This is a genomic window from Pseudomonas oryzihabitans (assembly GCF_014522265.1).
Lineage (GTDB): Bacteria > Pseudomonadota > Gammaproteobacteria > Pseudomonadales > Pseudomonadaceae > Chryseomonas > Chryseomonas aestiva.
Genome location: NZ_CP017024.1, coordinates 2,775,314 through 2,791,772 on the forward strand (window position 1 = coordinate 2,775,314; position 16,459 = coordinate 2,791,772).

Genomic DNA, 16,459 nt, shown 5'->3' on the forward strand with positions numbered 1-16,459 from the left:
TCATGAATTTCGAATTGCTGGCCACCGAGGGCAAGGCCCGTCGCGGTCGCCTGACCTTTCCCCGCGGCGTGGTCGAGACCCCGGCCTTCATGCCGGTCGGTACCTACGGCACGGTCAAGGGCATGCTGCCCGACAGCGTCGCCGATATCGGTGCCCAGATCATCCTCGGCAACACCTTCCATCTCTGGCTACGGCCTGGGACCGAGGTGATCCAGCGCCATGGCGACCTGCACGACTTCATGCAGTGGCAGGGGCCGATCCTCACCGATTCCGGCGGCTTCCAGGTGTTCAGCCTGGGCGCGCTGCGCAAGATCAAGGAGGAGGGCGTCTACTTCGCCTCGCCGGTGGACGGCGCCAAGGTCTTCATGGGCCCCGAGGAATCCATGGCGGTGCAACGCGCCCTGGGCTCGGACATCGTGATGATCTTCGACGAGTGCACGCCCTATCCGGCGGACTTCGACACCGCGCGTCGTTCCATGGAACTGTCGCTGCGCTGGGCCAAGCGCTCCCGCGAAGCCCATGGCGACAATCCCTCGGCGCTGTTCGGCATCGTCCAGGGCGGCATGCACGAAGAACTGCGCCTGAGATCCCTGGAGGGGCTGGAAGGCATCGGCTTCGACGGCTATGCCATCGGCGGCCTGTCGGTGGGCGAGCCCAAGGAAGAGATGATCCGGGTGCTGGACTTCCTGCCACCGCACCTGCCGGCGGACAAGCCGCGCTACCTGATGGGCGTGGGCAAGCCGGAAGACCTGGTGGAAGGCGTACGCCGCGGCGTCGACATGTTCGACTGCGTGATGCCCACCCGCAACGCCCGCAACGGCCATCTGTTCATCGATACCGGCGTGCTCAAGCTGCGCAACGCCGTGCACCGTCACGACGAGACGCCGCTGGATCCCACCTGCGACTGTTACACCTGCAAACATTTCTCCCGGGCCTATCTGCACCATCTGGATAAATGCGGGGAAATGCTGGGGAGTATGCTGAATACGATCCACAACCTGCGGTATTACCAGCGCGTGATGGCCGGTTTGCGCCAGGCTATCCAAGAGGGTAAATTGGCCGACTTTGTGGACGCCTTCTATGCACGGCGCGGCCTGCCTACGCCGCCGCTCGACCGCTGAAAGCCTCTGTCCGATCGTCCAGGCGAAACGGCGCTCGCGCGTCCTTCGCCGGGTGCGTGACCGGGGTCCCGAGGCGGTCGGAACGGCTGCGAGCGACCCCCGGCATCTCTTCTTTTTCCGTCATCCAACTCTGCAAGGAGTAGTGCAATGAGTTTTCTGATTTCCACGGCCCAGGCCCAGGAAGCTGCCGCGCCGGCCGCCAACGCTGCACCGGGAGGTGAATACATTCAGTTCATCTTCCTGATCGGCTTCGTGGTGATCTTCTATTTCCTGATCTGGCGTCCCCAGGCCAAGCGCACCAAGGATCACAAGAACCTGATCGGCGGCCTGCAGAAGGGTGACGAAGTGGTGACCACCGGTGGTATCGCCGGCCGCATCAACAAGGTCACCGACGAGTTCGTGGTGCTGGAAGTGTCCGACAACGTCGAACTGAAATTCCAGAAGGGCGCCATCGCCGCGACCCTGCCGAAAGGCACCCTGAAGGCGCTCTGAGCCTTCCTCAATCTAGCTAACACCGGGGCGCGCAAGGCGCCCCGCCTTTATCTCGGGCGGTGTCATGCTCAACAAATATCCCCTCTGGAAGTACCTGCTGATCCTGGCCGTACTGGTCGTGGGCGCCATCTATTCGGTTCCTAATCTGTACCCCGACGATCCGGCCCTGCAGATCAGCGCTTCCAGCACCGAACGCGCGGTGACCCCCGCCGAGGTCCAGCGTGTAGACGCGGCCCTGGCGCAGGCGAAGCTCGCCGTGAAGTCCAGTGATCTCAACGCCAATGGCAGCCGGGTGCTGATCCGCCTGACGCGCGCCGATGATCAGCTGCCGGCCCAGGAAGTGGTCCGTCGTACCCTCGGCGACGACTTCGTGGTCGCCCTGAACCTGGCTCCTACCACGCCGCAGTGGCTGCGCAAGCTGGGCGCCAGCCCCATGAAGCTCGGCCTGGACCTGTCCGGCGGTGTGCACTTCCTGCTGGCGGTTGACATGGACAAGGCCGTGGATGCGCGCCTGAAGGTCTATGACAACGAGGTCAAGACCCTGCTGCGTCGCGAGAAGGTGCGCTATCGCAGCATGCCCGACCAGAACGGTGCCCTGCAGCTGGGCTTTACCGACGCCGCCGACCTGCAGCAGGCGCAGAGCCTGATCCGCAAGAACTACGCTGATTTCGAGCTGACCACCGATACCCGGGGCGACCTGCAGGTGCTGCGTCTGCAGCTGACCGAGGCCAAGTTGCGCGAGATCCGCAACTATGCCGTCACCCAGAACCTGACCACGGTGCGCAACCGGGTCAACGAACTGGGCGTGGCCGAGCCGCTGGTGCAGCGTCAGGGCGCCGACCGCATCGTGGTCGAGCTGCCGGGCGTGCAGGACACCGCCGAAGCCAAGCGCATCCTCGGCAAGACCGCCAACCTGGAATTCCGCCTGGCCGCCACCGCGGACACCCCGCGGGCCTCCACCGAGAGCTTCGAATTCCGCGAGCCCGGTCGCCCGGCGGTGCCGCTGGAGCGTAACGTCATCATCACCGGTGACCAGGTCACCGACGCCTCGGCCAGCTTCGACGAAAACGGCCGGCCCCAGGTCAACATCCGTCTGGATGGCCATGGCGGCGATCTGATCAACCGCGCTACCCGCAGCAACGTCGGCCGCAGCATGGCGGTGGTGTTCATCGAGCAGCGTCCGGTCACCCGCTACACCACCCAGACCGTGGATGGCGTGCAGAAGGAAGTGGCGGTGCCCGGCTTCGAGGAAGAGCGGCGCATCATCAGCCTGGCGACCATCCAGTCGGCCCTGGGCAACAGCTTCCGCATCACTGGCCTGAACGGTTCGGGCGAAGCCTCGGAACTGGCGCTGCTGCTGCGTGCCGGTGGCCTGGCCGCACCCATGTACTTCGCCGAAGAACGCACCCTCGGCCCGAGCCTGGGCGCCGACAACATCGAGAAGGGCATCGACGCCTCGCTGTGGGGCATGGTCTTCGTCTCGCTGTTCCTGATTGCCATCTACCGCTTCTTCGGGCTGCTGGCGACCATCGCCCTGGGCTTCAACATGGTCTTGCTGATGGCCTTGATGTCCATCCTGCATGCCACCCTGACCCTGCCGGGTATCGCCGGTATCGTCCTGACCATGGGCCAGGCGGTGGACGCCAACGTGCTGATCTTCTCGCGGATCCGCGAAGAGATCGCCAACGGCATGCCGATCCAGCGCGCCATCCATGAGGGCTTCAGTCGCGCCTTCACGGCGATTCTGGACTCCAACCTGACGACCCTGCTGGTGGGCGCCATCCTGTTCGCCATGGGCACCGGGCCGGTCAAGGGCTTCGCCGTGACCATGTCGCTGGGTATCTTCACCTCCCTGTTCACCGCCATCTTCGTGACCCGTGCCATGGTCAACCTGATTTATGGCGGCCGGAACGTCAAGAAGCTGTGGATTTGAGGACGCGGCGATGAAAAAGACCATCAATTTCATGGGCGTACGCAATATCGCGTTCGCCATCACCGCCCTCCTGACCGTTCTGGCGTTGTTCAGCTGGTTCTATAAGGGACTGAACTTCGGCCTGGATTTCACCGGCGGTACCCTGATCGAGCTGCGCTACGAGCAGCCCGCCGACCTTGGCAAGATCCGTCAGGAATTGCAGGGCGCCGGCTTCGGAGAAGCCGTGGTGCAGAGTTTCGGCGCCACCACCGATGTGCTGGTACGGATGCCGGGTGACAACCCGCAGCTGGGTCAGCAGGTGACCGGCGCGCTGCAGAAGGCGAGCACCGAGCGCTTTTCCCTGACCCGCACCGAGTTCGTCGGTCCGCAGGTGGGCGCGGAGCTACGTGACCAGGGCGGCCTGGGCATGCTGCTGGCCCTGGGCGGGGTGCTGCTCTACGTGGCCTTCCGCTTCCAGTGGAAGTTCGCCGTGGGCGCCATCATTTCGCTGGTGCACGACGTGGTGGTGACCCTGGGTCTGTTGTCGTTCTTCCAGATCACCTTCGACCTGACGGTGCTGGCAGCGGTCCTGGCCATCATCGGCTACTCGCTCAATGACACCATCGTGGTGTTCGACCGGGTGCGGGAAAACTTCCGGGTGCTGCGCAAGGCCAGTCTGATCGAGAACATCAACGTCTCGACCACCCAGACCCTGCTGCGTACCCTGGCGACCTCGATCTCGACCCTGCTGGCCGTGGCGGCGCTGCTGTTCTTTGGCGGCGACAACCTGTTCGGCTTCTCGCTGGCGCTGTTCATCGGCGTGCTGGCCGGTACCTACTCGTCGATCTATATCGCCAACGTGGTGCTGATCTGGCTGGACCTGAAGAGCGAAGACCTGATCCCGCCGCAAGCCAAGGAACTCGACGAGCGTCCCTGATGTCCCAGGCATGGCAAAGGGCCAGGTGCCCGCTATGACAGAGTAGTCAGGAGGTTGTAGTGAACAAGTCGATGCTCGTAGGTACGGTTCTGGGAGCCATCGTCGCCACCGCAGGTGGCGCCGTGGCGTACAGTTTCGTCGACCGCGGGCCTCAGTACGCCGAGGTCGTCGCCGTCCAGCCGGTCAAGGAAACGGTCAAGACCCCGCGCGAGGTCTGCAAGGAGGTCGCGGTAACTCACCGTCGGCCGGTTCAGGACCAGCACCAGATCGCCGGGACCGCCGTAGGCGCGGTCGTCGGCGGTCTGCTGGGCAACCAGGTCGGCAACGGCAGCGGCAAGACCCTGGCGACCATCGCCGGTGCCGTTGGCGGTGGTTACGCCGGCAACAAGGGTCAGGAATACATGCAGAACCGCGACACCTACACCACCAGCCAGACCCGCTGCAGCACGGTCAATGATAGCAAGGACCAGGTGGTCGGCTATGACGTTAAGTACCTGCTGGATGGCAAGATCGGCCAGGTCCGCATGGACCACGAGCCGGGCAAGCAGCTGGAAGTGAAGAACGGCCAGGTGCTGGCCAGCCAGTGATCCGCGCCAGCGGCTGAAGTCCCCAGGGCTTCAGGTACAAAAAACCCGCTACCAGGCAACTGGTAGCGGGTTTTTTGTTGGCGCTCGCGCGGTGATTCGAGAGGGCTGTCGCTCCGGCCGAGCGCGCCGGGCGCCCTGGCCGGTGCCATCACTCAGACGGCGGGGCGGGGGGTTTCTGCTTTGGGCCGAAGCCACCGCCGGGCGGAGATCCACGCCGGCGCCTCGAACAGACCGTTGATGCCGCGCGCTTCCAGCAGCTTGGCGATGGCCACCGGCACCAGGATGCCGAAGGCGCAGCCGGCGACGATATGCAGCAGGCCGTCGTTGATATGCAGGCCCTTGCTCAGGATGATGCGGGCGCCGCTGCCGCTCAGTACGTGCATCACGTAGATCGGCATGGACAGCGCGCCCAGGGTGAGTACCCATTGCAGCGGCCGCTGCGCCAGCACCATGCAGGTGGCGCTGACGAAGACGATGCCGTTCAGCGCCAGCACCAGGGTGGCCAGGCCGCGATCGGTGTAGACCAGGCCCAGCAGGCCGTGGAACCAGTATTCGAGCACCACGAACAGCAGACCCGAACCCAGCATCACGCGGCCGGCCTGCTCCTCGATGGCCTGCTTGAAGTTGTTGAACCAGACACCGAAGGCGAAGAACACGAAGTTCTGCGCGGTGAAGGTGAAGAAGAAGTCTTCCGGGCCGGCGTTCTGGAACAGATAGACCAAGGCGCCAAAGGCGAACACGGCGAAGAAGGCCAGCGGCTTGGCCCAGCGATAGGCGAGCATGGCCAGGCAGAACACCAGGAACAGCGCATAGAGGAACCAGAACTGCTGGCGTGGCTCCCAGACCGTCAGGACTTCGCTGAAGCTCACGCCGCCGTTGGTGTAGCGCGACATCAGCGCCTCCACCGAACCCTGCAGCAGCGACCACACCAGGAAGGGATAGACGATGGTGTCGATCTTGTTCACCAGCAGGCCGCCGGTACCGCGCTTGACGAAGGAGTTGTAGAAGAACAGGCCGGACAGGAAGAAGAACAGCGGCATGTGGAAGCTGTAGATGACGCTGTCCACCAGGCCGTGGAATTCGGCGTCCTGCAGGATGCCGGCGTTGAGCAGGCCGCGGACGACATGGCCATAGACGACCAGCACGATGCCTATGGCTTTCGCATAGTCGACCCAGAGATTGCGAGTGTTCATTGAATGATCCTTTTCAAAAGAGAACCTGTGCAGCTGAGGCCAAAGCACTGGGGCGAACGAAAGCAGGGACGCTGCGGCGCCAGGGCGCGCGTGGCGACAGGTTCGGTCATGGTAGGACTCCCGAAGGAACGACGTCCGTAAGTAGCCGGTTACAGGAAGGGGCTCCTTGCCCGCGTTCTGACCGTGGCTATCTGCCATTGTTCATGGCCTGTTTCCGGCGATGCGTGACCGGGACGACACTTTGGCCGCCCGAGGGGCAATTGTCCGACGAGCTGTAACCGGATGTTTAAAGGGAATCTTTGACGTACTGCAGCTGCTTCTCCTTGAGCAGGGGCTCGTAGCGCGGCGAGGTATAGATCAGCAGGACCTGCTTCTTGCGCGCCGCCTGGGCGCTGAACTTGTAGACGACGGTGTCGTGATCGAAGGCCAGATAGGCCTGGGCGTCGTCGTCCTGGTTCAGACGCTCGAAGGCGGCGGCCGACGACTGGGAGGAGGGTTTGCCGTACTTCTGGGTGAGGCCTTCGGCAATTAGAAAGGACTGCGCCAGGGGCGTGACGATGGACAGGCGCAGGAAGCGGCCATCGATGAAGAAGGCGCCGGCCTCGACCTTTTCACCGGCGAAGCCGAGGTCAGTGCATTCGAAATACTCGACGCCGACCACATCGATCTTGCGCGGCTGGAAGGTGCAGAGCTTTTTCGCCAGAAAGGCCTTCTGGTCGGTGCCGAAGGCAATGCTGGCGTAGCCGTCCACGGCCCTGGCCGGCGCGGGGACGAGCACCAGCAGCGCCAACAGGGGCGCAAGGAGAGGCGACAGGTAGGACCTGACGGTCATGGTGATCTGGATTCCCTTCACGAAGGCCCGCAGGCCCACTCAACCCGACGGATGCTAAGAGCTCCGCCGGGGCTTTGCCACCGCTGTCGACGGCTTTTGTCGAGGGGTTCAGGGTTGGCGTCAGGCGATGCCGGGCGGAATCTGATCCTTGCCGTAATCCTTGAGCTTTTCCAGATTTTCCGGCTTCTGGTGCTCGGGGACGTCGTCGCCGTCGGCGGGGGTGTCCAGGGGTTCCTGATCGCGGGTGTCTTCGCTCATGGCAGCGCTCTCGGCAGGGGATGTCCGACTTTGAGGGGAGCGCCGCCCCGGCGGTTCCGCAGGATCAGCCGCCGCCGTCGTCGCTGAGCCAGCCTTCGCGGCGGGCCAGGCGCCAGGCGAGCAGCGCGGAGATCAGGCCACGCAGCGCCATGAAAGCGAGAAAGGCCAGCCACAGGCCGTGATTGCCGAGGCCGCGCAGCAGGCCGCCGAGCGGCAGCGCCAGTAGCAGGGCCAGCAGCATCGAGTTGCGCATCTCCCGGGCGCGGGTGGCGCCGATGAAGAGGCCGTCCAGCAGGTAGCTGACCATGGCGATCAGCGGCAGCACGGCCAGATAGGGCAGGTAGGCGTGGGCCGCCTGGCGCACCTCGGCGATGTCGCTCTGCAGGGCGACGAACAGATCGCCGCCGAGGGCGAAAGCCAGGGCGAAGCCGAGGCTGGCCAGCAGCGACCAGCCGCCGGCGATCACCAGCACCCGGCGCAGAGTGGCGCCTTCGCGGGCGCCGAGGGCATGACCGGCCAGGGCCTCCACCGCATGGGCGAGGCCGTCGAGGGCGAAGGCGGTGACCAGCAGGCCATTGAGCAGCAGGGCGTTGACCGCCACCGTGGTCTCGCCCAGCTGGGCGCCCTGGGCGGCGAACAGCAGGAATACCGCCTGCAGCGCCAGGGAGCGAATGAAGATGTCGCGATTGACCGCCAGCAGCGGCCGCCAGCTGGCGAGGCGACGCAGCGCCAGGCGGTCGATCCGGCCGGGCCACAGCCGCAGACGGCGCAGCACCAGCCAGAGGCCGAGCAGCATGCCGCTCCATTCCGCCAGGACCGAAGCCAGCGCGATGCCCTGTACCCCGGCGCCGAGGCCGAGCACGAAGCCGGTCACCAGCAGCAGATTCAGGGCATTGGTGGTGAGCAGCAGCACCAGCGGCGTGCGCGCATCCTGGGTGCCGAGCAGCCAGCCGATCACCGCGTAGCTGAGCAGCGCGGCAGGCAGGCCGAGCAGGCGCAGGTGCAGGAAGCGCGCGGCCAGGTCGGCGAAGGCGGGATCCAGGCCGAGCCAGCCGAACAGCGGTTCCAGCGCCAGGCTGGCGGCCAGCAGCAGGAGCAGCGACAGGCCCAGCCCGAGAAGGCCGGCCTGCAGGAGAATCTGGCGCAGGGCGGCGCCATCGCGCCGCCCGCTGGCCTGGGCGGCGAAACCGGTGGTGCCCATGCGCAGGAAGCCGAGGATGCCGAGCAGGGCGGTGTAGAAGGCGCCGCCCATGGCCACCGCGGCGAGCTGGCGGGCTTCGGGCAGATGGCCGGCGATGGCGCTGTCGACCAGGGTCACCAGCGGCACGCTGAGATTGGACAGGATCATCGGCGCGGCCAGGGCCCAGACGCGACGGTGCAGCAGGGGATGACGCCAGTCGGCAAGCAGGGTGGACATGGGCTAATCGCAGCGGCGGCGGAGGGCGCATTGTAGGCCAGCCGGACCGGGTGGTCCTCCGCCGCCGCGCCTGCGGGTGTCAGTCCAGTTGCCCGCCACCTTCGCGCAGGTCCGCCTGGGTGGTCGCCGCGCAGGTGAGCGCCAGGCGCAGGCCGGCGACCAGGGTCTCCAGGGCCATGGACGGCGCCCCGGGCTGGTGTGCGGCCTGGGCCGGCAGGTAGGGGATGTGGATGAAGCCACCGCGTACCCCGCTGCCCTGCAGGCGATGCTGCAGGCCGTAGAAGACGTGGTTGCAGACGAAGGTGCCGGCGGTCTGGGACACCGCTGCGGGGATGCCGGCGTCGCGCAGGACCCGGGTCATGGCCTTGATCGGCAGGGTGCTGAAGTAGGCCGCGGGGCCGCCGGCCACCACCGGCTCGTCGATCGGCTGGCGCCCGGCATTGTCGGGAATGCGGGCATCGTCGACATTGATGGCGATGCGTTCCAGCGACAGCTCGGCTCGCCCGCCGGCCTGGCCGACCGCCACCACCAGGGTCGGGCGATGGCGGTCGAGCAGCTCATCCAGGACCCGGAGCGCCGCGCCGAATGCGGTCGGCAGCTGCGCCGCGACCACCGGTAGATCGCCGAGACATTCGCCATCCAGGCGGCGCACGGCTTCCCAGGAGGGGTTGAGGGCCTCGCCGCCAAAGGGGGCGAAACCGGTGAGCAACAGGGTCATGGGACCTCACATCAGCAGATAGAGCAGCACCACGTTGCAGGCCAGCACCGCCAGGGCGGTGGGGACCTGGGCCTTGATCACGGCGTTTTTGTCGTCCAGTTCCAGCAGGGCCGCCGGGACGATGTTGAAGTTGGCCGCCATGGGCGTCATCAGGGTGCCGCAGTAGCCGGAGAACATGCCGATGGCGGCCATCACCGCCGGATCGGCATGGTAGACACCCACCAGCACCGGCACGCCGATGCCGCCGGTCATCACCGGGAAGGCGGCGAAGCCGTTGCCCATGATGACGGTGAAGGCGGCCATGCCCACCACATAGACCACCACCGCCACCAGGCGCAGATCGAGGGCCACGTAGGCGGTGGCCAGATGCGCCACCGCCTTGCCGACGCCGGCGTCGGTGAAGACCAGGCCGAGCATGGCCAGGGCCTGGGGCAGCACCAGCGACCAGCCCAGGGCATCGGTCAGGCGGCGCGACTCGCGCATCGCCTGGATCGGGGTGTCACGGGTCAGCCAGCAGGCCAGCGCCAGGGCCACCAGCGCGCCCAGGCCGAGGGAGACGAAGGTGACGTTCTTGGGATCGAGCAGTGGCAGGCCGGCGATCTGCACGTCCTTGAGCAGCACGCTGCCGATCACCGTCACCACGGGAATCGCCAGGGCCGGAATGAACAGGCGATTGCCCAGGCGGCCGGCGCTGGCACGGGTCTCGCGTTCCGGGCGCGTCACGTGGTGACCACTGCCCACCGCGCCGCAGCCGGCCAGCACCGCCATCAGCAGCACCCCGGCGCCCACCCAGGCCGGCGGCAGGCGATCGCCGATCAGGAAGACCAGGCTGAACAGGCCCCAGAACAGGCCGCTGGTCCAGCGCTTGGGATGCTGACGATCGGCCAGGGTCATGACCGCGGTCAGCGCCAGGATGGCGCCGGCCAGCCAGAACAGATACTGGATCGACAGGATCATGGCTGCACCTCCTTGCGCGCGGTCAGCTCGCGATAGAGCTGGCGATCGAAGCGGTGCAGGCGCAGGGCATGGATGAAGAAGGCGCAGAGCGCCGTGGGAATGCCCCAGAGGGCAATGTGCAGGGGTTCGACATCGAGTCCGGCGCCGAGCAGAAAGGTGTGCATCAGGGCGATGGCGCCAAAGGCGACAAAGATGTCCTCGCCAAAGAACAGCCCGACGTTGTCGGTGGCGGCGCAAAAGGCCAGCAGCCGCTGGCGCAGGGCCTCGGGCAGGCGGCCGTGGATCTTTTCGGCGGTGCCTTCGGCCATGGGCGCCAGCAGCGGCCGCACCATCTGCGGATGGCCGCCGAGGCTGGTCAGCCCCAGGGCGGCGGTGGTCTCGCGGACGAAGAGATAGAAGATCAGCAGACGACCGACGGTGGCGTTGCGAAAGCGCGCGATCCAGTTCTGCGCATGCAGGCGCAGGCCGTGGCGTTCGAGCAGGCCGATCACCGCCAGCGGCAGCAGGATGATCAGCGGCAGGGCGCGCGCCTTGATGAAGCCGGTGCCGATGGCGGCGAGCAGCGCCTCGGGGCTGAACTGGGCGGCGATCCCGGTGGCCACGGCGGCCAGGGCGACCACCAGCAGCGGATTGAATCTCAGCACGAAGCCGACCACGATGACCAGCACGCCCAGCAGCGGCCAGAGGTTGACGGTGGTTTGCATGGGTGGATGTCTCCAGCGGGTCCACCGCGCTCCGGGCAGACGGTGCGGCGGACGGTAGGAAGCCGCGGACGGCTTCGGCTGATCCAGGCAGTGCCCCAGGCACGGCTCGTTATTGTTGTCAGGCGTCATGTGGCATAACGCCGGCTGGCATCTTTCGCCGCCGGTGGAGGTGGCGTCCAGCAAATAAAACTGTTCGCCGCCGATAGGGAAAAGCGGGGCAGACAAGGCTGCTGGTGGGGGTAAAGTGGCGGGACAGCCTTGTCGAGGTCCCCATGAATCTGCGCTTTCTCGATACCTTCGTCTGGGTCGCCCGGCTGGGCAGTTTCCGTCTGACGGCGGAAAAGCTGTCCACCACCCAGGCTGCCATCTCCAGTCGCATCGCCGTGCTGGAGAGCGAACTGGGCGTGCAGCTGTTCCTGCGCGATTCCCGCGGTGTGAGTCTGACCGCCGAGGGTCATCGGGTACTGGGCTACGCCGAGCGGATGCTGGCCACCCAGCGCGAGCTGCACGAGGCCCTGGGCCATGGCCAGACCCTGGAGGGCCGCCTGCGCATCGGCGTGATGGATACGGTGATCCACAGCTGGCTGGATCAGCTGATCGCCGCCGTCACCCAGAGCTATCCGGCCATCGAGCTGGAGCTGACCGCGGACACGGCGCTGAATCTGGCCGAGCAACTGGCGCGGGGGCAGCTCGACCTGATCTTTCAGACCGATCTGCTGCGCGCCGAGGGCATCCGCAATCTGCACCTCGCCAGCTATCCGGTGCGCTGGCTGGTGGCCAGTGACAGTCATCTGGCGCGACCCTACGCCAATCTGGCCGAACTGGCTGGCGAGCGCCTGATCACCTTTTCCCGCCATTCGCGACCGCACCAGGACATCCTCGGCCTCTTGCAGCGCGAGGGCATCGCCGAACCACGGGTCTGCTGCATCAACTCGGTGGCGGCCATCATCAAGCTGATGGGCGAGGGCTTCGGCATCGGCGCCCTGCCGCCGGCCCTGGTGATCGAGGAATTGGCCCGTGGCAGCCTGATGCCCTTGCCACTGGCCGGGCCGCCGCCCTTCGATGTCCAGGCCAGCTGGCATGGCGGCGCTGGCCTGGCGCTGAGCGAGGCGGTGGTGGCCCTGAGCCAGACGGTGGTGGCCGACTGGTGTACGCGGCTGGGCCCGGAGCGCGCCTTGCCGGTGCTGGTCTAGCCCGGGTGTTTCAACGGCTTCTTATCGCCAGCGCCCGGAATCTTTTGTTGGACAGCGGCGCCCTGGCTTTCCGACACTCCAGCTACTTCCTCAGAGGATCCTGTCATGTCCGCTCGCCTGCTCCTCAATTGCGATTCCGGTGAAAGCTACGGTGCCTGGTCCATGGGCGACGACGCCCATGCCATTCCCCTGGTCGACCAGGCCAACCTGGCCTGCGGCTTCCACGCCGCCGATCCCCTGACCATGCAGCGCGCCGTGACCCTGGCGGTGGCCAATGACGTGCAGATCGGCGCCCATCCGGCCTATCCCGATCTGGTGGGTTTCGGTCGGCGGCCCATGGCCTGCACCCCGGCCGAGGTGGAAGCCATGATCCTCTACCAGATCGGCGCCCTGGACGCCTTCTGTCGCGCCGCAGGCGTGCGCGTCGAGTACGTGAAGCCCCATGGCGCCCTCTACAACGCCCTGGTCAAGGATGATGCCCTGCTCACCGCCGCGCTCGCTGCCTGCGCCCGCTATCGCCAGGGGCTACCGCTGATGGTGCTGGCCAAGGCCGACAATGACCGCGAGCGCCGACTGGCCGAAGCCGCCGGGGTGCCGTTGCTGCTGGAAGCCTTCGCCGATCGCGCCTATCTGGCCGACGGTTCCCTGGCGCCGCGTGGCCAGGCCGGCGCCGTTCACCATGACCCCGAGCGCATCCTGGCCCAGGCCGTCGCCATCGCCCGCGGTGAAGACTTTCCCGGCTTCGATGGCCAGCCCATGCGGCTGCAGGCCGACAGCCTCTGCGTGCATGGCGACAATGCCGAATCCCTGGCAGTGCTGCGTCGGCTGCGCGCCGCACTGGATGCCCTATGATCGTCGGCAAACCCTTTGGCGTCGCGGCGCTGCTGCTCGAGCTGGCCGAGCATCCCGACGCCGAGCTGCCCCCGCGTATCGCCCGCCTGGGCGAACGGATTCGCCAGCGCTTCGGCCTGGCGGTGACCGATCTGGTGGCGGGCTGGACCAGCCTGCTGGTGCACTACGATCCCCTGCAACTGACCCTGGTCGAGCTGCAGGCCGGCCTCGCCCCCCTGCTGGCCGACTGGCCGGGCGCCGCGCAGGCGGGCGAGGGCGGGCGCCTGCACGAGGTGCCGACGCTCTATGCCGGACCCGATCTGGCCGAGGTGGCCGAGCGCTGTGGCCTGAGCGCGGCCGAGGTCATTGGCCTCCACAGTGGGCGTGACTATCAGGTGGGCGCCATCGGCTTCATGCCGGGCTTCGCCTTTCTCGGCGAGCTGGACGAGCGCCTGGCGCTGCCCCGGCGCAGCACGCCGCGTACCAGCGTGCCCGCCGGCAGTCTGGCCATCGCCGAGCGCCAGACCGCGGTCTATCCGCAGGCCTCGCCGGGCGGCTGGAATCTCATCGGCCGCTGCCTGTGGACGGTCTTCGATGCCCAGGCAGAACCGCCGTGCCTGCTGGCGCCCGGGGATCGGGTGCGCTTCGTCCCGGTGGACGAAGCCGCCTTTCGCGCCCAGGGAGGTCAGTCATGAGCGGTCTCAAGGTCATCAAGTCCGGTCCCCTGACCCTGTTGCAGGACCTGGGGCGCCAGGGCTGGCAACACCTGGGCGTGGCGCCCTCGGGGCCCATGGACGGCCATGCCGCGCGCTGGGCCAATCGGCTGGTGGGCAATCCGGTAACGGCGCCGCTGCTGGAGATCGCCCTGGGCGGTGCCGAATTCGAAAGCGAGACCGACACCTGGCTGGCGCTGACCGGTGCGCCGCTGGACGCCCGGCTGGATGGCGAGCCGCTGCCGGCCTGGTCGTGCTTTCCGGTACAGGCCGGCGCGCGCTTGCGCCTGGGCTTCGCCCAGGCCGGACAGCGCGCCTACCTGGCCGCCGCCGGTGGCGGTTTCCAGGCGCCGGCGACCCTGGGCAGCGTGGCCAGCAATCGCCGCGAAGGCCTGGGCGGGCTGGAGGGCAGGGGCGCGCCGCTCGCGGCCGGTCAGCGGCTGACCTGTGCGGCGGTGAGCGAGCTGCATAGCCACGGCTGCGGTCCGGCTGCGCGCTTCGTGCCGGACTATCGCCAGGTGCCGACGTTGAGGGTGATCCTTGGCGGCGACGCCGAGGCCTTCGGACCGGCGCAGCAGCAGGCGCTGTTCACGCAACCCTGGCGGATCAGTCCGCAATCCGATCGCATGGGTATCCGCCTGGCTGGCGACGTACCCCTGGCGCCGCCCCGCCGCCAGTGGTCGTTGGGGGTGGTGACCGGTGCCATCCAGGTACCGCCCGACGGCCAGCCCATCGTGCTCATGGCCGATCGCCAGACCATGGGCGGCTATCCGCTGCTGGGCTTCATCCATCCACTGGACCTGGCGCGCCTGGCCCAGTGCCCGGCCCATCACGAGGTTCGCTTCGCCCCGGTGGAACTGGCCGTGGCCCAGGCCGAGTGGCGGCGTTTCCTGGCCTTCTTCGGGGGTTGAACACGCAGTCGGTCACGGCTGAGGAATCTTGTCCGCTTCGATGAGTCGCACGCTCAGGGGCGACGCCGACTTCCCTTTCTCGGCGTCTGGCTTGAAACTTGCCTCACACGTCCCCCTGTGACGACCGACAAGAAGGAGCTGGAACCGGCGATGAAAACTCCCAAACGCATCGAGCCGTTGATCGAGGACGGCTTGGTCGATGAGGTGATACGGCCCCTGATGAGTGGCAAGGAGGCGGCGGTCTACGTGGTGCGCTGCGGCAGCCAGGTGCGCTGCGCCAAGGTCTACAAGGAGGCCGACAAGCGCAGCTTCCGCCAGGCCGCCGAGTACCAGGAGGGGCGCAAGGTGCGTGGCAGTCGGGAAAACCGCGCCATGGCCAAGGGCTCCAAGTTCGGTCGGCGCGAGCGCGAGGACAACTGGCAGAACGCCGAGGTGACGGCGCTCTATCGCCTGGCCGACGCCGGGGTACGGGTACCCAAGCCCCACGACTTCCTCGACGGTGTGCTGCTGATGGACCTGGTCACCGACGGCAATGGCGAGGCCGCGCCGCGACTCAACGACGTGACCCTCACCGCCGAGGAAGCACTGCGCTATCACGAGCTGATGATCGGCCAGATCGTGCGCATGCTCTGCGCCGGACTGGTCCACGGTGACCTTTCCGAATTCAACGTGCTGCTGGCCGAGGACGGCCCGGTCATCATCGACCTGCCCCAGGCGGTGGACGCGGCCGGCAACAACCACGCCTTCCGCCTGCTGGCGCGGGATGTGGAGAACATGGCGCTCTACTTTGGCCGCTTCGCGCCTGAGTTGCGCACGACCCGCTATGCGCCGGAGATGTGGGCGCTGTTCGAGAAGGGCGAGTTGTTCGCCAATACCCGCCTGACCGGCGAGTTCGCCGAGCGCGAAGACCAGGCCGATGTCCATGCGGTGATGCGCGAGATCGAGGCGGCGCGGCGTGACGAGGAACGACGGCAGGCGGCGCGTCGCGAACAGGATGAGCCCAGCGTGCGCGAAGAGCCGCCGCCGCCCTGGCTAAGCTGATCGTGAAGCAGAACGATTAGCGCTGCGATGAGACGAACGGCCCCAGTGGTCGGGCGATGAACGGCGTCCTCTGGGCGCCGGCGCGCTAAACTGGGCACTGAACAGCACAGGACTCTTTTCATGCAAGGCCATCCGGACGTCATCAACTACCTCAACCAGCTGCTGCGCGGCGAGCTGGCGGCGCGCGACCAGTACTTCATCCATTCGCGGATGTACGAGGACTGGGGCCTGATGCGCCTGTACGAGCGGATCGGCCACGAGATGGAGGAGGAAACCCAGCACGCCGATGCGCTGCTGCGCCGCATCCTGTTCCTCGAAGGCACGCCGGACATGCGTCCCAATGCCATTACTGTCGGCCAGACCGTACCGGAAATGCTGCGCGCCGACCTGGCGCTGGAATACGAGGTACGGGAAGCCCTGGCCCAGGGCGTGGCCCTGTGCAACCAGCACAAGGACTTCGTCACCCGCGAGATCCTGGTGGTGCAGCTGGAAGACACCGAGGAAGATCATGCCTACTGGCTGGAGCAGCAGCTGGGCCTGATCGACAAGATCGGCCTGCAGAACTACCTGCAATCGCAGATGAAGGGCGGCACCACGCCCCATGGTGCCGGCCTCTAGCATCGGCTGAGCGGCGCCACCAGG

18 protein-coding genes are annotated in these 16,459 nt (G+C 66.9%); 11 read left to right on the top strand and 7 right to left on the bottom strand.

Translation table 11 applies throughout. The features are described from left to right. Positions 1 to 2: 2 nt before the first annotated feature. The 5 genes from tgt to BGI51_RS12880 all read left to right on the top strand — a co-directional run bounded on the left by tgt (position 3) and on the right by BGI51_RS12880 (position 5,049). Entirely contained in the window at positions 3 to 1,121 is a 1,119-nt protein-coding gene (gene tgt / locus BGI51_RS12860; protein ID WP_051226203.1) for a tRNA guanosine(34) transglycosylase Tgt, read from the top strand. Between the two features lie 147 nt (positions 1,122 to 1,268). Beyond that, entirely contained in the window at positions 1,269 to 1,613 is a 345-nt protein-coding gene (gene yajC, locus BGI51_RS12865; RefSeq protein ID WP_007162951.1) for a preprotein translocase subunit YajC, read from the top strand. A gap of 64 nt (positions 1,614 to 1,677) precedes the next feature. Beyond that, positions 1,678 to 3,546 (top strand): protein translocase subunit SecD, encoded by a 1,869-nt coding sequence (secD, locus tag BGI51_RS12870; protein WP_187978577.1) that lies wholly within the window; start codon positions 1,678 to 1,680, stop codon positions 3,544 to 3,546. Between the two features lie 10 nt (positions 3,547 to 3,556). After that, positions 3,557 to 4,462 (top strand): protein translocase subunit SecF, encoded by a 906-nt coding sequence (secF, locus tag BGI51_RS12875; protein WP_187978578.1) that lies wholly within the window; start codon positions 3,557 to 3,559, stop codon positions 4,460 to 4,462. A 59-nt stretch (positions 4,463 to 4,521) separates the two neighbouring features. Next, positions 4,522 to 5,049, top strand: a complete 528-nt coding sequence (locus tag BGI51_RS12880) for a glycine zipper 2TM domain-containing protein (RefSeq protein ID WP_133863139.1) — start codon at positions 4,522 to 4,524, stop codon at positions 5,047 to 5,049. A gap of 152 nt (positions 5,050 to 5,201) precedes the next feature. Here the strand turns inward: BGI51_RS12880 and BGI51_RS12885 are convergent, their stop codons facing one another. The 7 genes from BGI51_RS12885 to BGI51_RS12915 all read right to left on the bottom strand — a co-directional run bounded on the left by BGI51_RS12885 (position 5,202) and on the right by BGI51_RS12915 (position 11,128). Next, a complete protein-coding gene (locus tag BGI51_RS12885; RefSeq protein ID WP_133863140.1) occupies positions 5,202 to 6,242 on the bottom strand; it encodes an acyltransferase family protein in 1,041 nt (346 codons plus the stop codon). A gap of 286 nt (positions 6,243 to 6,528) precedes the next feature. After that, positions 6,529 to 7,074: a hypothetical protein gene (locus BGI51_RS12890; RefSeq protein WP_187978579.1), complete on the bottom strand. Its 546-nt coding sequence runs from the start codon at positions 7,072 to 7,074 to the stop codon at positions 6,529 to 6,531. Between the two features lie 120 nt (positions 7,075 to 7,194). After that, complete coding sequence (locus BGI51_RS12895; RefSeq protein WP_007159685.1) at positions 7,195 to 7,332, bottom strand: hypothetical protein; 138 nt, start codon at positions 7,330 to 7,332, stop codon at positions 7,195 to 7,197. Between the two features lie 64 nt (positions 7,333 to 7,396). Beyond that, a complete protein-coding gene (locus tag BGI51_RS12900; RefSeq protein ID WP_187978580.1) occupies positions 7,397 to 8,749 on the bottom strand; it encodes an MATE family efflux transporter in 1,353 nt (450 codons plus the stop codon). A 79-nt stretch (positions 8,750 to 8,828) separates the two neighbouring features. Continuing rightward, on the bottom strand, positions 8,829 to 9,467 hold the full coding sequence (gene pcp / locus BGI51_RS12905) for a pyroglutamyl-peptidase I (protein ID WP_187978581.1): 639 nt from the start codon (positions 9,465 to 9,467) through the stop codon (positions 8,829 to 8,831). Between the two features lie 6 nt (positions 9,468 to 9,473). Next, positions 9,474 to 10,424: a DUF979 domain-containing protein gene (locus BGI51_RS12910; RefSeq protein WP_007159682.1), complete on the bottom strand. Its 951-nt coding sequence runs from the start codon at positions 10,422 to 10,424 to the stop codon at positions 9,474 to 9,476. Beyond that, positions 10,421 to 11,128 (bottom strand): DUF969 domain-containing protein, encoded by a 708-nt coding sequence (locus BGI51_RS12915; RefSeq protein ID WP_187978582.1) that lies wholly within the window; start codon positions 11,126 to 11,128, stop codon positions 10,421 to 10,423. Before BGI51_RS12915 ends, BGI51_RS12910 begins: the two co-directional genes overlap by 4 nt. A 272-nt stretch (positions 11,129 to 11,400) precedes the next feature. On the opposite strand from BGI51_RS12915, the gene BGI51_RS12920 reads away from it, so the two are divergent. The 6 genes from BGI51_RS12920 (at position 11,401) to bfr (ending at position 16,435) form a co-directional block, all read left to right on the top strand. After that, positions 11,401 to 12,321: a LysR family transcriptional regulator gene (locus BGI51_RS12920; RefSeq protein ID WP_017642534.1), complete on the top strand. Its 921-nt coding sequence runs from the start codon at positions 11,401 to 11,403 to the stop codon at positions 12,319 to 12,321. A 105-nt stretch (positions 12,322 to 12,426) separates the two neighbouring features. Continuing rightward, positions 12,427 to 13,173 (top strand): 5-oxoprolinase subunit PxpA, encoded by a 747-nt coding sequence (locus BGI51_RS12925; protein ID WP_187978583.1) that lies wholly within the window; start codon positions 12,427 to 12,429, stop codon positions 13,171 to 13,173. Further along, on the top strand, positions 13,170 to 13,847 hold the full coding sequence (pxpB, locus tag BGI51_RS12930; RefSeq protein ID WP_187978584.1) for a 5-oxoprolinase subunit PxpB: 678 nt from the start codon (positions 13,170 to 13,172) through the stop codon (positions 13,845 to 13,847). The genes BGI51_RS12925 and pxpB overlap by 4 nt, the downstream gene beginning before the upstream one ends. Next, on the top strand, positions 13,844 to 14,776 hold the full coding sequence (locus BGI51_RS12935) for a biotin-dependent carboxyltransferase family protein (protein ID WP_187978585.1): 933 nt from the start codon (positions 13,844 to 13,846) through the stop codon (positions 14,774 to 14,776). Before pxpB ends, BGI51_RS12935 begins: the two co-directional genes overlap by 4 nt. A 150-nt stretch (positions 14,777 to 14,926) precedes the next feature. Continuing rightward, positions 14,927 to 15,817: a PA4780 family RIO1-like protein kinase gene (locus tag BGI51_RS12940; RefSeq protein WP_017642530.1), complete on the top strand. Its 891-nt coding sequence runs from the start codon at positions 14,927 to 14,929 to the stop codon at positions 15,815 to 15,817. A gap of 120 nt (positions 15,818 to 15,937) precedes the next feature. Continuing rightward, a complete protein-coding gene (bfr, locus tag BGI51_RS12945) occupies positions 15,938 to 16,435 on the top strand; it encodes a bacterioferritin (protein WP_007159675.1) in 498 nt (165 codons plus the stop codon). Positions 16,436 to 16,459 lie beyond the last annotated feature (24 nt).